The 24,009-nt window shown below is 68.5% G+C and carries 28 protein-coding genes and 1 pseudogene; 20 read left to right on the forward strand and 9 right to left on the reverse strand.

Annotation, left to right across the window (positions count from 1 at the left end; translation table 11 throughout):
- Positions 1–196 precede the first annotated feature (196 nt).
- The 4 genes from RHM57_RS00390 to RHM57_RS00405 are packed head-to-tail and all read left to right on the forward strand — an operon-like array spanning position 197 to position 2,922.
- Positions 197–748 carry a hypothetical protein gene (locus tag RHM57_RS00390; RefSeq protein WP_322136613.1) on the forward strand — a complete coding sequence of 184 codons (552 nt, stop codon included), beginning with the start codon at positions 197–199 and terminating at the stop codon, positions 746–748.
- Positions 748–1,761, forward strand: a complete 1,014-nt coding sequence (locus RHM57_RS00395; RefSeq protein ID WP_322136612.1) for a DUF6545 domain-containing protein — start codon at positions 748–750, stop codon at positions 1,759–1,761. The genes RHM57_RS00390 and RHM57_RS00395 overlap by 1 nt, the downstream gene beginning before the upstream one ends.
- A 31-nt stretch (positions 1,762–1,792) precedes the next feature.
- On the forward strand, positions 1,793–2,248 hold the full coding sequence (locus tag RHM57_RS00400) for a hypothetical protein (RefSeq protein ID WP_322136611.1): 456 nt from the start codon (positions 1,793–1,795) through the stop codon (positions 2,246–2,248).
- A complete protein-coding gene (locus RHM57_RS00405; RefSeq protein ID WP_322136610.1) occupies positions 2,245–2,922 on the forward strand; it encodes a 5' nucleotidase, NT5C type in 678 nt (225 codons plus the stop codon). Before RHM57_RS00400 ends, RHM57_RS00405 begins: the two co-directional genes overlap by 4 nt.
- A 53-nt stretch (positions 2,923–2,975) precedes the next feature.
- Here RHM57_RS00405 and RHM57_RS00410 read toward each other — a convergent pair whose 3' ends face one another.
- From RHM57_RS00410 to RHM57_RS00425, 4 genes are all read right to left on the reverse strand, one after another.
- Positions 2,976–3,362 (reverse strand): DUF1304 domain-containing protein, encoded by a 387-nt coding sequence (locus tag RHM57_RS00410; RefSeq protein ID WP_322136609.1) that lies wholly within the window; start codon positions 3,360–3,362, stop codon positions 2,976–2,978.
- Between the two features lie 80 nt (positions 3,363–3,442).
- Positions 3,443–3,772 carry a hypothetical protein gene (locus RHM57_RS00415; RefSeq protein WP_322136608.1) on the reverse strand — a complete coding sequence of 110 codons (330 nt, stop codon included), beginning with the start codon at positions 3,770–3,772 and terminating at the stop codon, positions 3,443–3,445.
- Positions 3,765–4,424, reverse strand: coding sequence for a hypothetical protein (locus RHM57_RS00420; protein WP_322136607.1), 660 nt, complete (start codon positions 4,422–4,424; stop codon positions 3,765–3,767). Before RHM57_RS00420 ends, RHM57_RS00415 begins: the two co-directional genes overlap by 8 nt.
- Entirely contained in the window at positions 4,421–4,996 is a 576-nt protein-coding gene (locus RHM57_RS00425) for an RNA polymerase sigma factor (protein WP_322136606.1), read from the reverse strand. The genes RHM57_RS00420 and RHM57_RS00425 overlap by 4 nt, the downstream gene beginning before the upstream one ends.
- A 134-nt stretch (positions 4,997–5,130) precedes the next feature.
- On the opposite strand from RHM57_RS00425, the gene RHM57_RS00430 reads away from it, so the two are divergent.
- The 3 genes from RHM57_RS00430 to RHM57_RS00440 all read left to right on the forward strand — a co-directional run bounded on the left by RHM57_RS00430 (position 5,131) and on the right by RHM57_RS00440 (position 8,225).
- Complete coding sequence (locus RHM57_RS00430; protein ID WP_322136605.1) at positions 5,131–5,787, forward strand: Asp23/Gls24 family envelope stress response protein; 657 nt, start codon at positions 5,131–5,133, stop codon at positions 5,785–5,787.
- Between the two features lie 123 nt (positions 5,788–5,910).
- Positions 5,911–6,177, forward strand: coding sequence for a GlsB/YeaQ/YmgE family stress response membrane protein (locus RHM57_RS00435; protein WP_322136604.1), 267 nt, complete (start codon positions 5,911–5,913; stop codon positions 6,175–6,177).
- 149 nt (positions 6,178–6,326) lie between these two features.
- On the forward strand, positions 6,327–8,225 hold the full coding sequence (locus tag RHM57_RS00440) for a polysaccharide deacetylase family protein (RefSeq protein WP_322189263.1): 1,899 nt from the start codon (positions 6,327–6,329) through the stop codon (positions 8,223–8,225).
- Between the two features lie 98 nt (positions 8,226–8,323).
- On the opposite strand, the gene RHM57_RS00445 is transcribed toward RHM57_RS00440, so the two are convergent.
- Complete coding sequence (locus tag RHM57_RS00445) at positions 8,324–9,301, reverse strand: magnesium transporter CorA family protein (RefSeq protein WP_322140604.1); 978 nt, start codon at positions 9,299–9,301, stop codon at positions 8,324–8,326.
- A 238-nt stretch (positions 9,302–9,539) separates the two neighbouring features.
- Here RHM57_RS00445 and RHM57_RS00450 point away from each other — a divergent pair, with 238 nt between their 5' ends.
- Positions 9,540–10,640, forward strand: coding sequence for an ABC transporter substrate-binding protein (locus tag RHM57_RS00450; protein WP_322136602.1), 1,101 nt, complete (start codon positions 9,540–9,542; stop codon positions 10,638–10,640).
- A gap of 49 nt (positions 10,641–10,689) precedes the next feature.
- Here RHM57_RS00450 and RHM57_RS00455 read toward each other — a convergent pair whose 3' ends face one another.
- Positions 10,690–11,427, reverse strand: a complete 738-nt coding sequence (locus tag RHM57_RS00455) for a hypothetical protein (protein ID WP_322136601.1) — start codon at positions 11,425–11,427, stop codon at positions 10,690–10,692.
- 241 nt (positions 11,428–11,668) lie between these two features.
- Positions 11,669–11,860: a hypothetical protein gene (locus RHM57_RS00460; RefSeq protein WP_322136600.1), complete on the reverse strand. Its 192-nt coding sequence runs from the start codon at positions 11,858–11,860 to the stop codon at positions 11,669–11,671.
- 144 nt (positions 11,861–12,004) lie between these two features.
- Between RHM57_RS00460 and RHM57_RS00465 the strand changes: the two are divergent.
- The 11 genes and pseudogenes from RHM57_RS00465 to panD all read left to right on the forward strand — a co-directional run.
- Positions 12,005–12,247 (forward strand): annotated as a pseudogene (locus tag RHM57_RS00465) (trypsin-like peptidase domain-containing protein); the annotation flags it as partial.
- Between the two features lie 50 nt (positions 12,248–12,297).
- The gene (locus RHM57_RS00470) at positions 12,298–12,579 is read left to right on the forward strand and encodes a hypothetical protein (protein WP_322137420.1); all 282 of its coding nucleotides are present in this window, start codon (positions 12,298–12,300) and stop codon (positions 12,577–12,579) included.
- A gap of 66 nt (positions 12,580–12,645) precedes the next feature.
- Positions 12,646–13,521 (forward strand): helix-turn-helix domain-containing protein, encoded by an 876-nt coding sequence (locus RHM57_RS00475; RefSeq protein WP_322140605.1) that lies wholly within the window; start codon positions 12,646–12,648, stop codon positions 13,519–13,521.
- Positions 13,522–13,583: 62 nt separating this feature from the next.
- Positions 13,584–14,765 (forward strand): acyl-CoA dehydrogenase family protein, encoded by a 1,182-nt coding sequence (locus RHM57_RS00480; RefSeq protein ID WP_322136598.1) that lies wholly within the window; start codon positions 13,584–13,586, stop codon positions 14,763–14,765.
- 109 nt (positions 14,766–14,874) lie between these two features.
- Positions 14,875–16,065 carry an SLC13 family permease gene (locus RHM57_RS00485; RefSeq protein ID WP_322136597.1) on the forward strand — a complete coding sequence of 397 codons (1,191 nt, stop codon included), beginning with the start codon at positions 14,875–14,877 and terminating at the stop codon, positions 16,063–16,065.
- Between the two features lie 85 nt (positions 16,066–16,150).
- Entirely contained in the window at positions 16,151–16,876 is a 726-nt protein-coding gene (locus RHM57_RS00490; RefSeq protein WP_322189266.1) for a PRC-barrel domain-containing protein, read from the forward strand.
- Positions 16,877–17,141: 265 nt separating this feature from the next.
- On the forward strand, positions 17,142–17,339 hold the full coding sequence (locus RHM57_RS00495; RefSeq protein ID WP_322136595.1) for a hypothetical protein: 198 nt from the start codon (positions 17,142–17,144) through the stop codon (positions 17,337–17,339).
- A gap of 382 nt (positions 17,340–17,721) precedes the next feature.
- Complete coding sequence (locus tag RHM57_RS00500) at positions 17,722–19,470, forward strand: chromosome partitioning protein (protein ID WP_322136594.1); 1,749 nt, start codon at positions 17,722–17,724, stop codon at positions 19,468–19,470.
- A 105-nt stretch (positions 19,471–19,575) separates the two neighbouring features.
- On the forward strand, positions 19,576–20,208 hold the full coding sequence (locus RHM57_RS00505) for a hypothetical protein (protein ID WP_322136593.1): 633 nt from the start codon (positions 19,576–19,578) through the stop codon (positions 20,206–20,208).
- 154 nt (positions 20,209–20,362) lie between these two features.
- On the forward strand, positions 20,363–21,331 hold the full coding sequence (locus tag RHM57_RS00510) for an FKBP-type peptidyl-prolyl cis-trans isomerase (protein WP_322140606.1): 969 nt from the start codon (positions 20,363–20,365) through the stop codon (positions 21,329–21,331).
- An 82-nt stretch (positions 21,332–21,413) separates the two neighbouring features.
- Positions 21,414–21,824, forward strand: a complete 411-nt coding sequence (panD, locus tag RHM57_RS00515) for an aspartate 1-decarboxylase (protein WP_322136592.1) — start codon at positions 21,414–21,416, stop codon at positions 21,822–21,824.
- On the opposite strand, the gene RHM57_RS00520 is transcribed toward panD, so the two are convergent.
- Complete coding sequence (locus tag RHM57_RS00520) at positions 21,777–22,325, reverse strand: pyridoxamine 5'-phosphate oxidase family protein (RefSeq protein WP_322136591.1); 549 nt, start codon at positions 22,323–22,325, stop codon at positions 21,777–21,779. The genes panD and RHM57_RS00520 overlap by 48 nt on opposite strands.
- 141 nt (positions 22,326–22,466) lie before the next feature.
- Here RHM57_RS00520 and RHM57_RS00525 point away from each other — a divergent pair, with 141 nt between their 5' ends.
- A complete protein-coding gene (locus tag RHM57_RS00525) occupies positions 22,467–23,264 on the forward strand; it encodes a transglutaminase family protein (RefSeq protein WP_322136590.1) in 798 nt (265 codons plus the stop codon).
- 205 nt (positions 23,265–23,469) lie between these two features.
- On the opposite strand, the gene RHM57_RS00530 is transcribed toward RHM57_RS00525, so the two are convergent.
- Positions 23,470–23,877 (reverse strand): potassium channel family protein, encoded by a 408-nt coding sequence (locus RHM57_RS00530; RefSeq protein WP_322189268.1) that lies wholly within the window; start codon positions 23,875–23,877, stop codon positions 23,470–23,472.
- Between the last annotated feature and the right edge of the window lie 132 nt (positions 23,878–24,009).

The following is a 24,009-nucleotide window of genomic DNA, read 5'->3' on the forward strand; positions in this document are numbered from 1 at the left end:
CGGCGAGAAGACGATGTGGCGAGGCGGCTGCGTGGTGCGGAGGCCTGTGGGCAGCTCCGCACCACGCGCACGGCGACGCCCCGCTGTCGCCCGTGAATCCGCATCGTGCGTGGTTCGGACATGCCGGTTACGGCGTTCCCCCCGGAACTGTAACCTAGACATGTCCAACCGAAGGCAAGCGTAGCAGACGATAGACATGTCCAATGTTGAGGTCCGGGGTTGGCTGAACGTGGCATCGACCGGGGGAAAGACCATGGATCACCAAGAACGCCAGAAGCGCGCGCACGAGCTTGTCGCGGCACTCGATTTGCCGCGGCCGCTCACGCCCGAGCGGCTCCACGCGCATATGGAGAGCCTCCGGAAAAAACAGATTGTGATCCGCGAGGGCAGCGAAACGATGCTGCACGCTGGTGTCTGCGGACTCTGGATCGAGGTCGCCGGCGAAGCCTTCGAGCGCATCCACCATGCCCCGACGATCTCAGCAGTGCATCGGCAGCAGCTCATCAACCATGAATATGGCCATATGATCCTCAGCGACGACAAGGAATTACTCTCGGCCGATCAAGTCGCGCGATTCGCGCCCCTGATCCCCTATGACGCCATCGTGCACGCACTTTTGCGAAGCAGTTTGACCGACGAGCTGGAAGCACTCGCCGAAGCGATCGGCGACCGGCTCGCCTTGACTATGCTGAGTGACCGCGCGGAGGCCCGTGACGGCGCCCGGACCGGATTCGGGCGGGTGCTGTAGTGGCCTCCCTCATCGCTGGTGGCGTGAGCGCGCTCCTTTGGCTGGCCGCCCTGTTCTGCCTCCCGTCCGTCGTGCGGGGCCGTCGGCGCCTGCTGTTCTCGTTTCTTGCGGTGTTCGCGCTGACGATGTCGCTGCAGACCGATCTTGTCTTCGACGTGCTCGATGCCGCTCTCGGCGGCGTGAACGTGACGTATTACCTTTTCCACGTCACTGCGGTCATCGCAATAGCACTTCTCAACGAACTCGTGCGGGCCGCATCGTCGGCGCACCCCGGTGGGTGGCGGATCAAACCTCTCTCTGCGATCTTCCCGGGGGTGGTCATTCTCATTCAGTCAGTGTTGTTCTTTGGGGCCGACTGGCGACTGCTGCCGGACATCCGCTTTCTCGATCGGTGGGACTACACGGCGTACGCGGCGACCACCTGGGTGGCCCTGGCGTATTTCTCGGTCACGGTGGCGGCGGCATGTCTCTCGGACCGGCGAAGGCAGCGACGACGGCTGACCCGGGTCTCACTCGGCTTCGTCGTTGTCGGCTGCGCCGGTGTCATCGTGTACGCCGTCGTCAGCCTCCTCAATGCGGTCATGGCGAACGTCAACCACAATGCTGACTTCGCGACCGGGACGGGCGGCGTCTACTATGCGGCGCTATTGATCGCGCCCTCGTGCCTGGCCGTTGGATTCGGCCTCACGGCGGCGGTGGACGGCGTCATACGAGTCCAACGGGAAGTCCAGGTTCGCGTTCTCCTGGTGAGGCTCGCACCTCTCTGGGAGCGGCTGTTGTCCGAGTCGCCCGAACTCAGCCTTGACGTTCCTGAGGCGAGGATCCACTTGGTTCTGACCCGCGGCGCCGCTGCGCGACTCTACCGTCGCTATGTCGAGGTTCGTGATTGCCTCCTGCTGTATCCTCAGGAAATATCGCGGTCGGACCAGGCGCTGTTGGCTACCGCTGAGCACCTCGTTTCCCCGGGTGGCGCTCGAGCGTTGCCCGTTATGACTGTGGAGGGGCAGCCGTGATGCGACGAGACGTAGCGGGGACGGCGCACCGATGAAGAGGGGAACGCCTGACGTGAACGGCAAGACTCCTCCGACCGCACAGGGTCTCAGCGCGCAGATGGAACTGGCGAGGAAGCTCAACCTTCTGCTCGACGTCGTCGTCGCAGAGGGAAATACCCCGTATACCTACCGCGAGATAGCCGAGGGCCTGCGGGACCGGTCGCTTTCCCTCTCCCGAGCCCGGTGGGCATATATGATCGCGGGGACCGGCCCTCTCGTGACAGACGAGAAACTCCTGACCGGAATTGCCGAATTCTTCCGGATCCCGCCGGCCTACCTCCTGGGTTCCGACGACGATATCCCCGTCCGAGTGGACACCCAACTCGCCTTTGTCAAGAAGCTCCGCGCACAACGAGTCGTGAATTTCGCCGCGAGGACTCTCGGCGATGTCTCCCCGGAGACTCTGCGCACCATCACCCAACTTCTGAAAGAGGACACTCTCGAATGACTCCGAACGCATTTGTGGCTCCCGCCGATCTGACTGCCGCGCTTGATCGGTTCCGGACCGCGCATGGCCGCGCCCCGCGTATCGGGGTCGACCTCGATGCGACGACCGCCGACACGGTCGGTGGTCTCCGAAACTGGATGGGGGAGAAGCTCTCGATCCCCCTGGCTGAACGGTCCACGCGATTCCCCGACCTCGACCAGTACGCCATGTGGATCGGCGACGACGCGTGGTTTGTCGATATGCCGGACTTCCTCGGCCATTTTGGTCATGCCGAACGCCACGGCTTCTACCTGGGCCTCGCGGTGTTCGACGAGGCCGTCGTGACGCTTCTCGCCCTTGAGGCTGCCGGATGCGAGCTTGTTGCCGTCACGGCCAGGAGTGACGAGTTCAACCCCGATACGCGGGAGTGGATCGCGTCGAACGGACTGCCCCTGGCCACGGTCGTGCATTCGGGTTTCGACAAGCATGCGCTCGAGGGGATCGACCTGTTCGTCGACGACGCCCCGCCCGTCGTGACCGGTCTGCTGAAGGCCGGACGGAGCGTCGTCGTTTTCGACCAGAGTTACAACCGAACGATTCCGGAGCACGACCGCGGAACGCGGGCGACCGGCTGGGGCGCACCCATGCTCGCGGCCGTGACCCGTCTGCTGACCGCGCAGGCAGCGGTCGACTAGCGTCGGCGTGCGCGCCGAGCGTGGTCGCCACGCGGCGGGCGCTGTTCGTGGGGTTAGCTGAGGCTCGCCAGGACGAGGGCGAGGGCAGCGGGGAAGAACTGGAGTGCGGCCGCGCGTCGGTAGGAGGGTCCCGTTGAAGCGAGGACGACGCCGGCAACCGACATGCAGGCGGTTCCGAAGATGACCGCCGTCTTGCCCGCGATGAACGCGGAACCGGACTGCCCGAGCAGCACGACGCCGACGAGCACCCCGACCGCGAGGGCGAGGTTGTAGAAGCCCTGGTTGTACGCCATCGCGCGGATCGTCGCCGCTTCGTCCCTGGATGCGATCCCGAACCGCCCGTAGACGGCGGGGCGCATCCAGAGCACGCTCTCGAAGAGGAAGAAGACCACGTGCAGGAGTGCGGCGATGGTGGCGACGATTTGGGCGGCGATGAGCATGGGTTCCTCCGGAAGATTGTGAACCAATCGGTACGGAACTCATCCTGCCGTATCGGAGTCTGCGGCGCGACTCACGGGCGTCAGCCGATGCGGGCGACCGTGACAGCGATCTCGGAGATGACCGGGTCTCCGGCGTGACGGAAGTGCTCGGCGATGGCATCGTGAACGCGGCGGCAGACATCCGGTGCCGCATGATCGGGGCCGACGCCGATGTTCGCGGCGATCGAGAGTGCGCCGGACCTCTCGACGACGACGATTGGATTCGGCGCAGCCACGCTCGGGATCAGCGCGGCGACGACTGAGGCCACGACCGTGGTCAGGAGCGGGCCGGCCGGGTAGAGCGCGTCGACGCCGGGGACCGCGAGAATGTAGTCGTCGAGTTGGTCGGCAGCGACAGCGGGCTCACTCATCGGCTTCTCCTTCGGGGGTCGGCAGGGCTGTCGTGAGGTACAGGTCGGTGACCGTGATGTCGACGGCGGCGATCGACAGTTCCGTCTGCTGCACGAGCACGGCGTAGACCGCCGCGCGCAGGCGTGCGGTGAGGGCCGTGATGCTCTCGCCGACATTCATCCCGTCGGCCCCGACCGACACCTCGAGGCGCACCGTGATCGGGGCTCCCGGCTCGGTGACGTCGCCGTCGAGGCGGCAGCGACTGATCAGGATGCCGTCGATCCCGTCCCCCGCCGTGCGCAGGACACCGATGACCGCGCCTTCGGTGAGCGCCAGCCGGGCGACCGGTGAGTCGGACGTGAGCGGGATCCGCCGACCGGCCCGGGTCTCGAGCCGGATGCTGTCGATGATGGTCGCGACCCAGCCGTCAGTCCGTGACGACTCCCGGTCCACGGCGGCCGAGTCGACCCGGCGCAGCGCTGCTCGGAGCCGCTCGAGGCGGGTGAGGGCCGTTGTGCACGCCGGGGAGTCGTCGATGCTCGAGTCGCTCGGGGTGCGACCTCGGTCGAGGTAGTCGTTGAGGTCCTCGATCGTGTGCCCGGACAGGCGGGCCTGCTCCTCGGCCAGCTCTTCGGGGTCGAAAGCCACAAAGGGGGTGTCTGGGGCGTTCATCGCCAGTCCTCCAATTCCCGCAGCAGGGTTTTTCGGGCGCGTGCCAACAAGCCTCGCACGGTCGACACGGGCAGGTCGAGTTCTTCGGCGATATCGGTGTAGCTGTATTCGCCGAGTTCCCGCAGGGTCCAGCAGCGCCGCTGGTCGTCCGGCAGCTCCGCGAGGCATCGCGCGAGCGCCTCGGCCTGTTCCTGCGTCTCGGCGACGTGGTGCGGCGTGAGCGCCGCCGGAGCCGCGGCATCCGTTTCGGTGATGTCGGCGTGGTCGCGGCGGGCGCGAACCCGGTCGATGCTCTTGCGACCGCAGATCCGCATCAGCCAGCTCTTCACCGCGGCGCAGTTCTCAAGGGTCGGCAGTTGCCGCCAGGCCGTGATGAATGACTCCTGCACCACATCGTCCGTCTCGTCGTTCGAACCCAGGATCCGGGTCGCGTGCACGCGCATCAGAGGGCCGTGGCGACGGACGAGAACCTCGAAGGCGCGAACATCGCCGTCGGCCGCGCGGTCGGCGAGCAGGGCGTCGGATGCCGCGTCGAGAGCGGATGGGACGGCGTGCCTCGTAACGGTGGTCATCACGTCCTTCCCGATTCACCCGGTGGTGCGCCCAATAGATTTTCGATCTCCGCGTGACGAACCGGTGGCGGCCTACGTCATACCAGTGACGATCATCACGATCTTCGCCCATCGACAACGAAAGAATACCCAACATGCCGCTCTCCCGTGCTCTCCGCGGTATTTCCGATCGCGACTCGTCCGGCGGTGTCTCCGGCGGCGATTCGGTCGGCGGACAGACCGTCATCAGCGACAGCGTTGTCGCCAAGGTCGCGGGCGTCGCCGCCCGTGGCGTGACCGGGGTGCACTCCCTCGGCAGCGCGCCCGTCCGGGCCTTCGGCGCCATTCGCGAGGCCCTGAGCGGAACGGACCTGAGCCAGGGCGTCAGCGTCACGGTCGGTGACACGGACGTGGTCGTCGACATCGTCATCGTGGCCGAGTACCCGGTTCCGGTGCACCAGATCGCCGCCGAGGTGCGGGCGAGCATCACGCGGGCGATCGAGGACTTCGTCGGCCTCGGCGTGTCGGCGGTGAACGTCACGATCAATGACGTGCACCACCCCTCGGAAGACGACCAGACTTCCCGCGCAACCGCGTCGGGCACCCCCAGAGAAACACCGAGAGAAAGTGACAACACGATGAGCGCATCAGACAAGATCAAGAACGCGGCCGAAGACCTCAAGGGCAAGGCCAACGAGGCCATCGGCAAGGCCACCAACGACGACTCCAAGGTCGCGGAGGGGCGTGCGGAGCAGGCATCCGCGAGCGCCAAGAAGGCCGGCGAGAACATCAAGGACATCTTCAAGGACTAGACCTCTTCCGGCGCGGCGGGCCCCGGCCTGCCGCGCCGCCGTCGTTCCGCCGCCAGACCGCTCCACCGCTAGACCGTTTCAAAATCCGCAACCACGTGTGACCAATCCAGAAAAGAGCACCCCATGGGCTTCTTCGGCTTCCTTTTCCTCGGCCTGATCGCCGGGGCCATCGCCAAACTCATCCTCCCCGGCCAGCAGGGCGGCGGATGGTTCGTGACACTGCTCCTCGGCGTCGTCGGCGCACTCCTCGGCGGGTTCCTCGGCGGCATCCTGTTCAACGCTCCGCTGCAGGACTTCTTCTCGCTGCAGACCTGGCTTCTCGCCATCGGCGGCTCCATCGTCGTCCTCTTGATCTACGGACTCGCAACGGGTCGCCGCCGCGCGGTCTAGGCATCCGTTCTACCCCCCATTCTGGTGGGGCGCCGCGCATTGACAGGGCCGAGAGGTCACCCGTTAATGGGGATTCCGGCGCCCTAACCCGACTGTCTTCCGCGCCATCCCGGCGCGGGAGACAGGGGCCCAGAATGGAGCTCAGCGATATGGACGTTCAGTCAGGCAATCCTGCGGCCGCCAAACACCGGCTGACCGGTAATTTCAGTCGGAGCCGCCCGCGCTGGCTCGCCTGGGTCTCGACCTTCGTGCTTGCACTCGTCTCCGTCGGAGTCGCCGACGGATTCGCTGCCCTTCCGGCCAGCGCTGCCGTTCCCGCCGTCATCACGCTCACCTTCGACGACGCGAACGCGGACCAGCTGACCGCGGCCTCGATCCTTAAGGCGAATGGGTTGCACGGCACCTTCTACACGCCGTCCGGGTATATCAACCAGCCGGGCTACATGACACTTGCCCAGGTGCAGACTCTCGTCGCCGACGGCAACGAAATCGGCGGCCACACCGTGACGCACCCCGACCTCGCCACCCTCCCGACGGACGAGGCGACCCGCCAGGTCTGCAACGACCGGGTCAACCTCACCAACTGGGGATTCCGGGTGACGAGCTTCGCCTATCCCTTCGCCTCGCTGCTGACCCCTGCCACCGAAACCATTGTCAAGAACTGCGGGTACAACAGCGCCCGTGGCCTCGGAGACATCCAGACCCGGTTCGGCTGCACGGGATGCGCGCTCACCGAGAGCGTCCCGCCGCCCGACCCGTACCTGACCCAGGCTCCGGATGAGGTCGACAACACCTGGAGCCTGACCGACCTCCAGAACACCGTCACCCAGGCCGAGACCGCGGGCGGCTGGCAGCAGCTGACCTTCCACCACATCGCGACGGGGCTCACCGACCCGCTCACGATCAGCCCGACCCTGTTCACCCAGTTCGTGCAGTGGCTGAAGACCCGCCCTGCGACGACGACGGTCAAGACGGTCGACCAGGTCATCGGCGGCACCGTCAAAGCCGTCGTCTCCGGCCCGGCCGTCACGCCGAAGCCCGCCGGCATCAACCTGGTCTCCAACCCCGGCTTCGAAACCCTGACCGCCGGACTACCCCAGTGCTGGCAGGGCGCCTCATACGGCACGAACACCCCCGCCTTCACCACGGTCACCCCGGGCCACAGCGGCAACCGGGCGGCCCGCCTGACCATGACGGGCTACTCCAACGGTGACGCGAAATGGCTGCCGACCCCTGACCTGGGCGGATGCGCCCCCGCGGCCACCCCGGGCACGGCGTACGCGCTCGCGGCCTGGTACAAGTCCACGGCAGCGACCCAGATCGAGGTCTACTACCGGACCGGACTCGGCTCCTGGACCTACTGGACCGCGAGCCCGCTCTTCGCCGCGTCCGCGACCTACCAGAAGGCGAGCTGGACGACCCCGGCACTGCCCGCCGGGGCGAGCGCGATCACCTTCGGCCTCAACCTCCTGAGCAACGGCACCCTGACCACGGACGACTACACGGCCTTCGACGCCGCAACCCTGCCCGTATCCCCGCCGCCGGCCCCCGGCGCCAACCTGATCCAGAACTCGAGTCTGGAGACCGCCGGCGTCGCCGCCCTCCCGCAGTGCTACCAGATCGGCGGTTACGGCACCAACACGGCTGCGTTCACGACCGTCGCGACGGCGCACACCGGCACCAAGGCGGAGAAGCTCGTCGTGACGAACTACGCGAACGGCGACGCGAAGCTGCTGCCGAGCCTGGACAGCGGGGCCTGCGCCCCGCCCGCGATAGCCGGGCGCACCTACTCGCTCCGGGCCTGGTACACGTCGACGACCTCCACCCAGTTCGCGGTCTATTACCGGGATGCGAGCGGGGCCTGGCAATACTGGACGTCGAGCCCGTGGCTCGCGACGGCATCCGCGTACACTCAGGCGAGCTTCACGACCCCGGCCCTGCCGGCCGGTGCCACCGCGATCAGTTTCGGGCTGAACCTGTTCAGCAACGGAACCCTCGTGACCGACGACTACGCGATGTTCGACACGGTCGGAGCCCCGGCCTTGTAATGGCAGGGGATGCCGGTCGCGCCGCCCTGGGCCGCGCCCGGCATCCCCTGTGCGCGCGTGTCGTGCCTGTCGTGCCTGTCGTGCCTGTCGTGCCGGTCTCAGATCCAGTCGTTGCGCTTGAAGAGCAGGTAGAGCAGGGCGGACAGGCCGACGATGAGCGCGATGGAGCTGTAGAAGCCGCCGACTTCGCTGAAGCCCGGGTACGGAACATTCTGGCCGTAGAAACCGGTGATCGCCGTGGGCACCGCAATGATTGCCGCGTAGCCGGTGACCTTTTTCGTGATCACGTTGAGCCGGTTGCCCTGGATCGCGAGGTTCGCCTCGAGCACGCTCGTGGCCAGGTCCCTGAGGCTCTCCGTCCACTCCATCGCGCGCAGCACGTGGTCATAGACGTCCTGGAAGTACGGCGCCATGTCGTTTGGCAGCAGGTGCACGTCGCGGCGTAACAGGGTGTTGACGACCTCACGCATCGGCAGGATCACCCGGCGCATCAGCACGAGGCTCTTCCGGAGATCAAAGGAGCGGCGCTGCACAGCCTCCTGGTCGCTCCTCGGTTCGAAGAGCTGGCTCTCGAGCTCCTCGACCTGTTCGTCAAGGGCCTCGACGGCCTCGAAGTAGCCGTCGACGAGGAAGTCGAGGAGTCCGTGCAGGAGGAACGCGACACCGTTCGAGGCGAGGTCGGGGGAGGAGTCCCAGCGGGCGACGACGGCGTCGACGTCGAAGTCAGGGTCCTTGTGCACGGTGACGAAGGCCCGCTCGGTGATGAAAGCGGCGATCTCCGAGGTCTCCACCGAGGCCGTCTCCGGCGAGAACGTGATCGAATACGCCGACAGGAACAGGTGGTCGGAGTACCGGTCGAGTTTGGGACGCTGGTGCAGCTTCAAGGCGTCCTCGACGGCGAGGGCATGCAGGCCGAGTTCCTCCGCGAGCAGGTCCAGGTCCGCTTCTTCAGGCGAGCACAGGTCCACCCAGACCACACAGCCCTCGTCGGCGAGGTGTTCGGAGACGTCGGCGAGCGGGAAGCCCTCGTCGACGAGGTCCCCGTTCCGGTAGCAGCGGGTTTTCGGTGTGCGCACACCTCAGTCAAGCAGCATCCGCGGAGCAGCGGGGTCAACGCTCCTGCCGAGTCTCATCGCCGTCGCGCCGAGGCTCGTCGATGCTGTGTGACGCTGCGCTACGTTTCGTGACCGGGCGTGACCGGCCGGAATGTCGCTCAGGTCATTCGGTGAATAACGTCGTCTCGAGACCACCCCAGGTCTCGAGACCACCCCGGGTGCCGCAGCGTACGCCGTCCACCGAATGGAAGTGAAGCCCATGTCCACCAAGACCCACACCACTGCTCGTCGCACGGGGATGCGCCTCGCCCTCGGCGCGGCATCCGTCGCCCTGCTCGCCACCACCCTGAGCGGATGCGCCGCCTCGGCCGATGCCACCTCCGGTGCCACCGCAGCCGGTCCGGCCGCAGAGCTCCGGCTCGGCTACTTCGACAACGTCACCCAAGCCCCTGCCCTCGTCGGAATCGAGAACGGCCTGCTGCAGGATTCCCTCGGCAGCACCAAGCTCAGCACCCAGATCTTCAACGCCGGCCCCGCGACGATCGAGGCGCTCAGCGCCGGCGCGATCGACGCGGCATACATCGGCCCGAGCCCGGCCGTGAACAGCTACATCAAGAGCAAAGGCGAGTCGGTCGAGATCGTCGCAGGCGCGACAAGCGGCGGAGCAGCCCTCGTCGTGCGCGAGGGGATCAATTCCGCCGCCGACCTCAAGGGCAAGACCCTCGCCTCCCCGCAGCTCGGCAACACTCAGGACGTCGCACTGCGAGCCTGGTTGAGCAGCAAAGGCTTCACAACGGACACCTCCGGCGGCGGCGACGTGAAGATTACGCCGACCGAGAACGCACAGACCCTCACCCTGTTCCAGAGCGGCGCCATCGACGGCGCCTGGCTACCGGAGCCCTGGGTCTCCCGCCTCGTCGTCGACGCCGGCGCCAAAGTGCTCGTCGACGAGTCCTCGCTGTGGCCGGACGGCGCCTTCCCGACGACCGTACTCCTGGTGCGGAAGGGATTCCTGGCCGAGCACCCGGAGACGGTCCGGGCCCTCGTGGCCGGCAACGCGGCATCCGTCGACTGGCTCACGAAGAACCCGACGGATGCGGCAACCGTGATCAACAAGAAGCTCACGGCCGACAGCGGGAAGGCTCTCTCCGATGCCGTGATCACGCGAGCCTTGACCAAGGTGACGTTCTCGACGGACCCGCTCGCGTCGACGTTCGCGGTGAGCCTCGAGAACGGCGTGTCGGCCGGCACCACCAAGACCGGCGACCTGAACGGCCTGTTCGACCTGACCGCGCTCAACAAGGTGCGCACGGCGGCCGGTGAGAAGCCGGTCTCGGCCGCGGGCCTCGGTACCGAATAGCCCCGCTTCCCGCCGCGAGAGTCCACTTTCGGCCCTTATCGCCGGTAACTTAAGGGCCAAACGTGCATTCTCGCGGGAGCGCGGCGGGAGAGCGCGGCGGGATCGCGCGGGCGGCAAGGAGGGCGACGATTGCGCCGAAGAGCACGAGGCTCACCGGTCCCGTGCCGAAGTCGAGGCCGCCCCGCTCGAGCGAGACGGCGGCCCAGTCGGCGAAGGATGCCCCGAGCGGCCGGGTCAGGATGTACGCGAACCAGAATGCGAGCGTTGCGTTCATGCCGAAGCGGCGATACGCCAGTGCGGGGATGGCGATGAGCACAGCGAAGACGATTCCCGACGCGAGGTAGCCGAGGCCGAAGGTCATCGCGGTCAGGTCGCCGGCAGCGGTGCCGAGGGCGAAGGTGGTGAGGACCGTCGCCCAGTAGAAGAACTCGCGGCGGCGGGTCACGATGCTGTGGATGGAGAGCGACTTCTCGGTCGTCCGCCACGCAAGGAAGATCGCAGCGAGCGCGAGGACGAAGGCGACCGTGGACACGAGGTAGGGGATTCCGAGGCCTACGTGCACGGCATCGGCTGCCATCGTGCCGAAGATGCTCACCATGACGACGGCGAGCCAGTAGACCCACGCGACGTAACGGCGAACGGCGAACTGCAGGAGCAGGGCGGCGAACAGGCCGAGGCCCGCGAGGCCGACGGCGACGGGCGGGTCGATCTGGTGCACGAGGTAGTCGGCCGTCGTCTCGCCCATCCCGGTCGTGAGCACCTTGGTGACCCAGAACGCGGCGGTCACCTCGGGGACCTTGCTGAGTATCGGGCGGCCGCTGAACCGCGGGACACGCAACCGTTGGCCACGCGGAGCCGTCTCCTCGGCCGTGCCCAGAGGCGTCGCAGGCTCCGCAACCCGTGCCCGGTCAGTTATCGGAAGGGGATTCTGATCGATCTCTGCCACGTGTGCTCCGCTCGTCCGCTCCCCAACTTACGGAGAGGCGGGCCAGGAACAATGACGGATCGGGTGCGCGGTCAGGTTGCGGTCAGGCGCGCTCGGCCTGGTCCTGCCGGGGCGCCCGGGCGCAGAACTCCCGCACCTCGAGGGTGATCGCGCCCGTCGCAGCCTCGCGCTGCCGGCCGGGGAGAAACGTGCGCTCAGCCCGCCTGCTGTGTGCGCCGAGGGCGTTGACCGGGGAGCGGTGACGCGGGCAGACCCCGGTTACAGGGGGCGGCATCCGCGGCGACCGCGGTGAGCGAGAACGGGAGGAGAGGAGCTGGCCGAAGAAACGGACGACCCGAGGGAGGGTCCGCTCGACGCGTACTCCCGGGTCGTGACCGAGGTCGCCGCGACCGTGACCCGCCAGGTCGCGGCGATCGAGATGTCGGTCGCCACGCCGCGCGGACGGGTGCGCCGCGGCGCCGGTTCGGCCCTGCTCTACTCCGCACAGGGCTACCTGCTCACGAACGCTCACGTCGTGCTCGGGGCGGATGCCGGCCTCGCCCTCTTCTCCGACAGCACGAGCAGCGCCATCGAGATCGTCGGCTCCGACCCGCTTTCCGACCTCGCCGTGGTCCGTTCCCGTGCGCTGACCCCGCCGGAGCCCGCCCGGCTCGGCAACGCCGACACTCTCCGCGTCGGCTGCCCGGGTCATCGAAGACGTCATCCAGACGGATGCAGCCGTCAAACCCCGGCAACTCCAGTGGGGCGCTCGCCGACTCGCGCGGCACCGTCGTGGGCATCAACACGGCCGCCGCAGAGGTCGGACTCGGCCCCGCCGTGCCGATCAACCCCACGTCCCGGCGCATCATCGAGACGCTTCAGCGGGAAGGCAGGGTGCGCCGGGCATACCTCGGCCTGGTCAGTACGCCGATGCCGCTTCCGGTCACCGTGCTCCGGGGCACCGCGATGGTCGACGTGATCGCCGAGACGGAGGAGCTCGCAGCCCTGCGCTGAACCCGCCCTGCGCCAGGCGTTCGGGTGGGAAGGAGACTGCGCGATTCCGTGCTACTTTCACGACTGATGTCCGTTTCCGCAACAGAGGCCTCCGGCCAGCCCCGTCCGGCTCGCACCCGCTCCCGCGTCGAGGTGGCCGACATCGCCGTGCGCCTGTTCCGCACCAACGGCTACGAGGCCACGACCGCGACCGACGTCGCCAGGGCCGCCGGCGTCTCGCGCAGCACCTTCTTCCGGCAGTTCCGATCCAAGGAAGATGTGATCTTCGCCGACCATGACGAACTCGCCGTGCAGATCGCCGCCTACTTCGCCGCGCAACACGACGACCCCTGGCTTGCGGTCCGTGACGCCGCGACGATGGTCTTCGAGCGATTCCGCGAACGGCTCGACAACGTCCGCGTCCGCGATCTCATCGTGCGCGACACCCCGGCCCTCCGCGACCGCGAGACGATCATGGCCATCCGTTACGAGCGGATGTTCGCCGCCTACCTCCGCTCCGCCCGTCCCGACGTGCCGCAGCTCACCGCCATCCGCTACGCCGCAGCGATCACAGCAACGCACAACTACGAACTCCGCCGCCTGATCCGCGGCCCTGTCCCGTCCTCGTCCGAAACGGGGGCCGCGTCGAACGCCGCGTCGAACGCCGAGCCGGTCTCAGTGAGCGACGCCGACATGGATGCCGCGCGGGACGCCGAGCATGCCGCGCATCTCGCAGAGGAACTCGCCGCGGAGCTCCGCGAAGTGGGGCGCCTCTTCCACCCCGACGCGGCACCTGACCAGGCCGGGCAGCACGCGGACGGGCACCAGCGGGCGGGGGAGGCCTCAGCCGAGCTCGTCGTAGCGGTGTTCTCCGAAACGATTTCCCCGGACGAGCTCTCCCGAGAGGTCGCACGCGCCCTCGGTGGACGCCGCGCCGCGAGCACGCCGGGGCGCGCAACTTGACACTCAGTGTCATTTGACCCGACACTGAGTGTCACACCAGCCGAACCCAATGAAGGGGAACCGTGCCCGACTACGACGTATCCGTGCCGCTCGACACCGACTACTACGAACTCTTCCGGGACGTGCCCGCCGCCGACCGCGTCTTCTGGGACCGGGCCCGCGCCTTCGCGATCGAGACGCTCGACGAGGTCACCGAGGCCTGGGACAAGGCCGAGTATCCGCTGCACCTCGTCCGCAGGCTCGGCGAACTCGACCTGCTCACCGACGGCGTCGTCGGCCCCGGCCTTACCCCGATGTCCCCGCTCGCCGCCGGCCTCGTCAACATGGAGATCTCCCGTGGCGACGGCTCGATGGGCACCGTGGTGGCCGTGCAGGGCGGGCTCGCGCTCCGCAGCATCGCCCTCTACGGGAGCGAAGCCCAGAAGGCCGAGTGGCTCATCCCCCTCGCCCGCGCCGAGAAGCTCGGCGCCTTCGCCCTCACCGAACCCGACCACGGCTCCGACTCCGTCGCGCTCGAGACGACCGCGACCCGCGAGGGCGACGAGTGGGTGATCACCGGCGAGAAGAAGTGGATCGGCAACGGCTCCGTCGGCGACGTGACCGTGGTCTGGGCCCGCGACGACGACGGCAACGTGCGCGGGTTCCTCGTGCCGCAGGACACCCCCGGCTACCAGGCCCAGACGATCACCGGGAAGGGCTCCCTTCGCGGCATCCACCAGGCTCGCATCGTGCTCGACAACGTGCGCGTGCCCCTCGACGCCCTCCTGCCGGGCACCCGCACCTTCAAGGACACCGCGACCGTGCTGTTCGCCACCCGCCTCGGTGTGGCCTGGTCGGCGCTCGGCCACGCGACCGCGGTTTTCGAGGCCGCCCTCAGCTACTCGAACCAGCGCATCCAGTTCGGCAAGCCGCTCGCCGGCTTCCAGCTCGTGCAGGAACGACTCACGCGGATGCTGTCCCAGCTGACCGCGATGCAGCTCTACTGCCTGCGCCTCGCCGAACTCGACGCGGCCGGAACCATGCGTCCGATCCAGGCGTCCCTCGCCAAGTACCACAACACTCGCGCCGCCCGCGAGATCGCGGCGACGGCGCGCGACGTGCTCGGCGGCAACGGCATCCTGCTCGAGAACCACGTGATCCGGCACCTCGCCGATATCGAGTCGCTGCACACCTACGAGGGCACCGAGAGCGTGCAGTCCCTCCTGATCGGCCGCGACCTGACCGGCGTGAGCGCCTTCCGCTGACCCGCCTCCCTCCCCACCGCCCGCCCGCCCCCTCCAGCCCCGCTCCCGCCACACCAGGCATCCGCTCACCCTGCGAGGCGTGGCGCTCCTGGCCGATACACTCCCATTCATGGTCCTGTCCCTCATCGGCGCCGGTCTGCTCCTGCTCGGCACCGTCGCCGCGGTCACCGGCCTGCTCCCGCTCCCCGAACTGCTCGTTCTCGTGGACCGGGTGGCGCCGATCCTCGTGTTCGTCGTGGCCATGACCGTCGTCACCGAGCTCTGCAGCGAAGCGGGGGTGTTCCGCTGGATCGCCCGCCGGCTGCGGCACTGGGGTGGCGGCAGGGCCTGGTTGCTCTGGTTGTGGGTGGCCGGCATCGCGATCGTCACGACGGTGTTCCTCTCCTTCGACACCACCGCCGTGCTCCTGACGCCGGTCGTCGTCGTCGTCGCGCGGCAGGCGGGCCTGCCGCCGCTGCCGTTCGCGCTCACGACGGTGTGGCTCGCCAACACCGGCAGCCTGCTGCTCCCGATCAGCAACCTGACCAACCTGCTCGCCCAGAACCGCCTCGGCGGCATCTCACCGATCGCCTTCGCCGGGTTGACCGCGGCCCCGGCGCTCGTCGCCGTGGTCGTGCCGATGGCAATGGTTGCGATCGTCTTCCGGAAAGACCTCGGCAAACGGTATTCGAGCGTCCCCGTGCAGCGGATGCGCGTCGCGGGAACGTCGGGAGCGGTGGCATCCGTCGACCGGGTGCTGCTCGGGACGAGCGCGCTCGTGCTCGCTGCCCTGCTGCCCGCCCTCGTCGTCGGCGTGCCGGTATGGCTGCCGTCGAGCATCGCCGCACTCGTGCTGGCCGTCGTGTTCTTCGTCAGGCGCCAGAGCGTTCTCCGGATGACCCTGATTCCCTGGTCGCTCCTGCTGTTCAGCGGCGGGCTGTTCCTCGCGATGGAGGCCCTGCAGAACCTCGGGCTGCCCGTGCTGCTCACCGCGCTTGCCGGGGCGGGGAACGCGCCGAGGGACCTGTTCCGCCTGGCCGGCACGAGTCTGGTCGGCTCGAACCTGACCAATAACCTGCCCGCCTACCTCGCGCTCGAACCGGTCGCCGACTCGACCCCGCGGCTGCTCGCCGTCCTGATCGGCGCGAACGTCGGCCCGCTGGTCACCCCGTGGGCGTCGCTCGCGACGTTGCTCTGGCACAGCAGGCTCGAGAAGATGAACGTGCTGATCCCCTGGCGCGGGTATGCGCTCTTCGGCCTCGTGCTCGCCCCGGTGACGGTCGGGTTGAGCGTGCTCACGATGATCCTGGTCACCGCGTGACGCCTGGGCAGCCGCACCGGACGGTGCGAGAATACAGAAACCTGTCCGTGCCCCCAGCGCGTGCCTCCAGTGAAGGAATGACCGCATGATCACCCTCGAAGGGATCGACGACATCGTCGTCAACGGCGGTGTCGTCGTGACGAGCGACGGTGCGAAGCTCGGCTCGGTCGAACAGGTCTTCCTGAGCGAGGACTCCGGCGAGCCGGCCTTCGTCACGGTGCGCACCGGCCTGTTCGGCATGCTCGAATCGTTTGTTCCGCTGGCCGGCGCGACCATCGACGGCCCGCGCGTGGTCGTGGCCTTCGACCGCGACCGCATCCGCAACGGCCCCCGCATCGAGAGCGACCGTGGATCGATCACCGCCGACGAGGAGAACGAACTCTACGGCTACTACGGCACCTCCGGGCCCGAGTCGGGTGGTTCGCCCGAGTCGCCCGAGTCGCCCGAGTCGCCCGAGTCGCCCGAGTCGCCCGAGACGCCCGAGTCGGCCGAGTCGGCCGAGTCGAGCGTTTCCGTCGAACCGACCGAAATAGCAGCGGATGCCACGGGCACCCCGGCGCGGCAGGTGCAGTCTCCGGGTGCGCCGCCCACCCCGGACCATCCGCATCCCCACCCGCCTGACGGTCCGCATCCGCCCCCTCCGCATGCTCCGAACGGGCCGCATGACGGGCCGCCCCCGCCCCCGCCCCCGCCTCACTTGCGCAAGCACGAGGTCGACGGTCGCCCGCATCCGCACGACGGCCCGCCACCGCCCCCGCATTCGCACCCGCACCCGCACCCGCACGATTCCGGCCCGGTGACACGCCCGTAACACAGTGACGTTTATGTGACGATTCATCAGTTTTACTGGGCATCCGTCGGCCCCGGCCCTAATCTGGTCAGCAGCAGAACACCGTGCATGGAGTGTCGATCCGTCGACACCCCACGCGAGAGTGACGACCGGCTCGATGCCCGCAGTGGGTGTAGCTCACCACCGTCCGAAGCAGTTGAACCACCAGGCACCGTTGCCGGCGCACGACGCAGGCCGGCGGTGTCGTGCACCACGAAACAGTGCTGGGAACCAGAAATGCACCGCCATGACCGATGATGAACTCCTGCTCGAGACGGATTACACGAGTTACGCCAACTCCTGCCGCGACCCGCACATCACGTCGACCCAGGACCTCGTCGAGTGCCGCCGCCAGAACGGCCACGACGACACCCACGCCACCCGCTCGGGCCTCCGCGCCATCCGCTGGCACCCCGAGGCCGAAAACCTGCCGCTCCCGGGCTGAGCCTCTGGGCTGAACAGGCGAACGGAGTTCGCCGATAGCGGATGCCCGGCTCGGCATCCGCACACGGCGCCGGCCATCCGAGCATACGACTCGCGCCTGCGACCACAGGCGCACGCGATAACCACCGAGAGTCGCCGTTTCCGTCGAGTGACCCTGGTATGGCGGCAACCGTCGGCGCGAACGGCGACTCTCGCGAGGTCGGGTGCGCTCAGGGGTGCGTTCCGCACGTCGGTGCGTGGTCGCCGAGGGCACAGCTGAGGAAGAATCACGCCTAAACGAGGGGTAAGCACTCCCGCCCGTTAGGCTGGTCTGTGGCGCGGTCCAGTTATTCCGGAGCGCACCAAAGAACGAAGAGCTGAGCTCGACGGAAAAAAGGCTGACCATGAAACACGAAGTATCCGTACCTCCTCGCATCCAGGCAACGATTCGTAGCAACGGAACCGGCGAGCTGATCATCGACGGGGTTGGCCAGCAGGTGACGGCCGGCGACGAGGCTGGTGTTCGTGAAGAGATCATCAACCGCGTGACGGATGCCGCCCGTGTACTCGGTCGCCCGGTGCGGCTGACCGCCGACGACGAGCAGGGCCAATGGCCCCTTGTCGTCCACCCGGACGGCGAAGTGGAGGCCGCGGGCGACTTCATCCCGGCCGCCGCACGCACCGAAGCCGAAGCTCCCGCAGCGTCGCAGGGCAAGGCCGCCAAGCGCACCATGGCGCACTCCGGAGACCGCAGCGCAGCGGCATTCATGGCCGAACCGATGGAACCGATCGACGCCCTCGAGGAATTGGCAGAGCTCGCGGCCCTCGGTGACCCCCTCGATGCCGCGGCGCGGACCTCCGTCGACAAGGCGGACGCCGAGTCAGTGTTGGAGCGTGAGGCGGAAGCCGAAGCAGAAGCCGAAGCAGAAGCGGAAGCCGAAGCGGATGCCCTCGCAGGCACGGACGGCGCGGGTGAGCCCGCATCCGGGCACGACGCCTCGCAGGCCGCCGAGTCCCTGCCCGCCGGACCCCGCCGCACGCCAGTACCGCCGCCCGGACTCTTCGAGGACATCATCTTCGAACACCGCGATCTCGACGCCGACGATGACGATGAGGAGATCGCGGCCGGCCCGTTGGCAGCCTTCCGGTCCACGCCGATCTCCGCGTCCTCCGCTCTGCTCGTGCCTGCACAGCACCCGACCCTTGTCGCAGCGGAAGACGGTCCGAACCTCGCCGATTTCATGAGCTCCCGCCCCGCGATCGTGGCCGGCCCGGCCCTCCTCGGCTGGCAGGGCACCGTGCGCAGGGTCACCGGCGGACTCGTGAACCCCTCGCCCGGCCGGAGCGAACTCGCCCGCCGTGCCGCGATCGCGGCCGTGCAGCGCAGCCTGAGCGGTCCTCGCACGATCGTGGTGCTCAACCCCAAGGGTGGCGCGCACAAGACCACCGCGACCCTGTTGATCGCCGCGACCTTCGGCATCCACCGTGGCGGGTACACCCTCGCCTGGGACAACAACGAGACGATGGGCACCCTCGGCGTGCGGGCGCAGGGCGCCCAGCACACGAACACGGCCGTTGACCTGCTGCGCGACCTCGAGGACTTCGCCTACTCGACGTCGGCCAGGGTCGGCGACCTCGACAAGTACGTGCGCAACCAGGGCGACGCACGCTTCGACGCGCTCGCCTCCGACCTGGACCCCGCCGGAGCCGCGAGCATCGACGACGTCGCGTTCGGCAAGCTCCACGCCGCGCTCAGCCGCTTCTACCGGATCCTGATCATCGACACCGGCAACAACATGCGCGCCTCCAACTGGGAGGCGGCCGTCGAGACCGCCGACCAGCTCGTGGTCGTGTCGACGATTCGCGAGGACACCGCGTACGGCGCGGCGTCCCTCCTCGACGGGCTGCGGCTCAAGGGGCACGGCGACAAGGTCGCCCAGGCCGTGACCGTACTCGCGTCCCCGGCGAAGACCGCCGACCGCGCCCTGTCCGCCCGGCTGCACGACCACTTCAGCCAGCTCACCCGCACCGTCGTCGACGTGCCGTACGATCCGGCGCTCGTCGCCGGCGGGCCGCTCAACATCGACGCCCTCGCCCCGCGCACCCGTGAGGCCTGGCTCTACGCGACCGCGGCGATCGCCGAAGGGCTGTAGGCCGCGTCCGGAGCGGGGGACGTGAACCTTCCCGTTCGCCTCGATACGCCATAATGCACGGCGGGCGCGCCAATCGGGGCCGCCCGCCGACAAGAAGGTCCACCCGTGCGCAGCTACCCCGCCCTTATCTCCCTCGGAGTCTCCGCCGGTCTCGTCGCGGTCTGCGTTGTGCTCGCGCTCGCCGGATGCAGCCCGGCAGCGACCCGGTCGCCCGCCGCCCCAGCCGGCTGCGCCCAGCCGGGGGCCGCCTCCGACGCCGTGGTCGCGCCGGGGGCCATCGGCAGTGCGCCAGAGGTCACCTTCACCACGCCGCTGACCGCCGCGGACACCGAGCGCACCGTCATGACCGTCGGTACCGGCGTCCCGGTGCAGACCGGCGACTACGTGGAACTCGGCGTCGCGTTCTACAACGGCAGGACCGGGGCTAAGATCGACGCCCGCGGATTCGGGCCAGGCACCTCGGGACTCGACACCGGAGCCCCCGTCGGCGTGAACCTCGACGCACCGAACGGCACACTGCCCGCTATCGTCAAGGGCGTCACCTGCTCGACGGTGGGTTCCCGGGTGGCCGTCGTCGCGAGTCCGGTGGACGCCTGGGGAGCGAAGGAGAACATCGACCTCGACCTCCACGCGGATGACAACGTCGTCATCGTCGTCGACGTGCTGACGGCGGCGGCGACCGCGCCCGTCGCGACCGGTGTCCCCGCGACAGGAGCTCCCGACACCAACGTCGGTTAGCGACTGCCGCCGGGCGTCCGCTTCCGGGTGCCCGCTTCCGCGTGCCGCCGTCGGGCCTCCGCCGGCTGGCCGACTCAGGTTCCTCATAGATGCATGGTCCATACTGGCCGAGGCCCATCATCGAAGAGACCATTCTCGAAAAAGAAAGATCAGCGTGCGCAAACTTCCTGCCCTCCTCGCCGTCGCAACCGTCGCGGTGCTCGCCCTCACCGGGTGCAGCGGATCCCCGTCGTCGACGCCGACGGCATCCGCCGCCGCACTGACGTGCACCGACCCCGGCACGAGCTCCGACGCCGTCACCGTCGCCGGTGACGCCGGTGTCGAGCCCACCGTTACCTTCACGGCGCCGCTCGCGGCGACCGCGACCCAGCGCACCGTGATCACCAAGGGCGACGGCGAAGCCGTCAACACCGGTGACGCCGTCGAGATCGCCTACACCGCGTACAACGCAACCTCGGGCGCCAAGCTCAACGCCGGCGGTTACGGCGCCGCAGCCGGCCTGACTGTCACCGTCGCCGAGACCGGCTCCGTCATCCCCGGCATCCTCAAGGGCATCGCGTGCTCCAACATCGGCTCGCGCGTCGCCGTCGTCGTCCCGCCGGCCGACGCGTTCGGTACCACGGGCAACACGGACCTCAAGGTGTCCGCGACCGACAACATCATCTTCGTGATCGACGTCAAGGGCAAGGTTCCCACCCGCGCGAGCGGCACGGACCAGGCCCCGCAGGACGGTTTCCCCACCGTCGTGCTCGCCGACGACGGCGCCCCGACGATCACCGTCCCGAAGAACGACGCGCCGACCGAGCTCAAGACCGAGGTCCTCAAGAAGGGCGACGGCGCGACCGTCGCCGACGGTGCGACCGTGACCGTGCAGTACGCGGGCGTCGTCTGGGCCACCGGAACCGTCTTCGATCAGAGCTGGGGCAAGGGCGGCCCGGCCACCTTCGCGACGGCCAACGTCGTCCCCGGCTTCGCCCAGGGCCTGATCGGCCAGACTGTCGGCTCGCAGGTCGTCATCGTCATCCCGCCGGCGCTCGGCTACGGCAGCACCGGCAACACGACCGCGGGCATCTCGGCAACGGACACCCTCGTGTTCGTCGTCGACATCCTCGCGACCGCGTGATCGCGTAGCAACGTAACCGCATAACCAGACACCCGCACCAGGCGGCGGCCTTCGGGCCGCCGCCGGAAGGCCCAGTTCCACCATGCAGCGCACGATGTTCAAGTCCAAGATCCACCGCGCCACCGTGACGCAGTCCGACCTGCACTACGTCGGTTCGCTGACGGTCGACGAGGACCTGATGGAGGCAGGCGACCTGCTCGCCGGTGAGCGCGTCAGCATCGTCGACGTGAACAACGGCAGCCGCTTCGAGACCTACCTCATCGCCGGCAAACGCGGCAGCGGGGTCATCGGCCTGAACGGCGCCGCGGCCCGCCTCGGCATGCAGGGCGACCTCATCATCATCATCTCCTACGCGCAGATGAGCGACGAAGAGTCCCGCAGCTACGTGCCCGTCGTCGTGCACGTCGACGCGGACAACCGCATTGTCGCGGTCGACTCGGACCCCTCAGGTGTACATGTCGCTGGACTCAGCCGCCCGCCGCTCACGGCCTGACGTCGAGCGTTCCTCGAATCGGCCGGTCTTCTCGGTCAGCCGGATCCGGTAGATCACCGGGGCCTGACCGGATGCCGCCACCCGGCCCGCCGAGGGCGGCACCGGCTCCGACGCGGTCGTCCTGATCCCGTGGAACGTGCCGTCGGGACCGGAGACCGGCTGCGCCGTCGTCGAGGTCACGTACGGTGCGAGCCGGGCGAGGAGCTTGCGCAGGCCGTCGTCGGCATCCGCGTCATGGAGCTCCTCGAACTCGCCCCAGGCGACGACCGTGCGCCAGTTCGCGAGGTCGTCGAGCTGCTCGACCTCGAAGCAGACGTCGGGGTTGGCCCGCATCATGTCGACCTTGGTGCCGGCGGCACTGTGGGCGTACACGGTGCCATCATCATAGGCGTACGTGATCGGCACGATATAGGTGCGGCCGTCGCTGTGGCAGCCGATCCGGCCGACCACACTGGTCTGCAGGACTGCGTCGATTTCACGATTGTTCAATTCCCCGAGCATGTCCCCAGCATGGACCCGCCTGGCGAGGTGCACCAGCCCGGACCGCGCCGCACGGCGTGTCCTCTCCGGGTCTGCGGCATCGATGCGACGCGCTGGCGAGGGCGGTACCGCGACGCGCCGGGCGCATGCCATCATCGTGGGATGGAACGTAACGCATCCGCTCGCCTCGCTCTCGACGTGCGCGCGCCCGCCCGTTTGATCCTCTCGATCGGCGTCGCCGACGACCCGGCCGTCTCGGTCGTTGAGACCTTCACTGCGGTGCAGGACGGCGCGCCGCTCGAGTCTCGGATCGTGTTCGACCAGCACGGCACCCGGCTGCACGTCGTCGAGGCGGAGGCCGGTTCGGTCGATATCGACTACTCCGTGACCGCGACCGGGCAGACGAGCGACGCCGGCTACTCGGAGATCGACCTCGTGCGTTACCTGCGCCCGAGCCGGTACTGCGAATCCGACCGGCTCTGGGGCACGGCCGCTGCCGAATTCGCCGGGCTCTCCGGCACCGTGCTCATGAACGCGGTGGCCGACTGGGTGGGCGGGAAGCTGCGCTACGAACCGGGGTCGAGCCTGCCGACCGACGGCGCCGTGCGCACCCTGATCGACCGGCAGGGCGTTTGCCGGGACTTCGCCCACCTCGTCGTCGCGCTGCTGCGCGCGCGGGACGTGCCGGCCCGGGTCGTCTCGGTCTACGCGCCCGGGCTCTCGCCGATGGACTTCCACGCGGTCGCCGAGGTCTTCGTCGACGACGCCTGGCACGTCGTGGACGCCACCGGACTCGCCCCACGGCAGACGCTCCTGCGCATCGCGACCGGCCGTGACGCCGCGGACACCGCCTTCCTGACCACGGTCGGCGGCGCGGTATTCCTCCGCGACCTGACCGTGACCGCGACCGTGGACACCCTGCCGCGCGACGACCGGTACTCCCTGGTGCGCCTGCACTGAGCGGATGCCCCCACACGCATCCGCGGCCGCGCCGGTTTTCGCAGGCCGCGCCCAGATGTATCCGCCGCCGCGCCGGTTCCGGCAGCCCGCGCCCAGATGTATCCGCCGCCGCGCCGGTTCCGGCAGCCCGCGCCCGCCGTTTCTGTAGCGGGCTGCGGATTCGGTAGCGGCGGCGGGGCGCGGGGACCTCAATCGGCGCGCCGCATCACTTGTCGGCGCCCTGGTCGCGGGTGAGATCGGCGACGCGGTCGACGACCCACGAAGCAACGGTCGCCGTGACGGCCCCGATGAGGGCGATCCCGCCGAGCATGATGGCGACCGTGACCAGCCGGCCTTCGATCGTCACGGGGGTGAAGTCGCCGTAGCCGACCGTCGCGATCGTGACGAAGGTCCACCAGAGCGCGTTGCCGAACGAGGCGATGTTCGCGCCGGGAGCGCGCCGCTCGGCGTCGAGCACTGAAAGGGAGGCCAGGAACACGAGAAGGACGGTCGCGGGCGTGACGTAGATGCCGACGCGGGACCGCATCGCTGTCCCCGGCGAGCGAGGGAAGGCGGAGAGGCCGGTCACGAGGCGGAGCAGGCGCAACGAACGCAGCACCGGCAGCACGAGCACGAGCAGGTCCCGAACCGATGCCCGAACAATGGCGGAACCAATTCGACGGAGTATTTGGATTTCTGAGACGTGGGCGGTATTCATCAACCGGTTCAGAACCGAAAATCTCCGTCGAATTGGTTCGGGGCCGGT

Origin of the sequence: Cryobacterium sp. 10S3, from assembly GCF_034344045.1 — a bacterium.
Lineage (GTDB): Bacteria > Actinomycetota > Actinomycetes > Actinomycetales > Microbacteriaceae > Cryobacterium > Cryobacterium glucosi.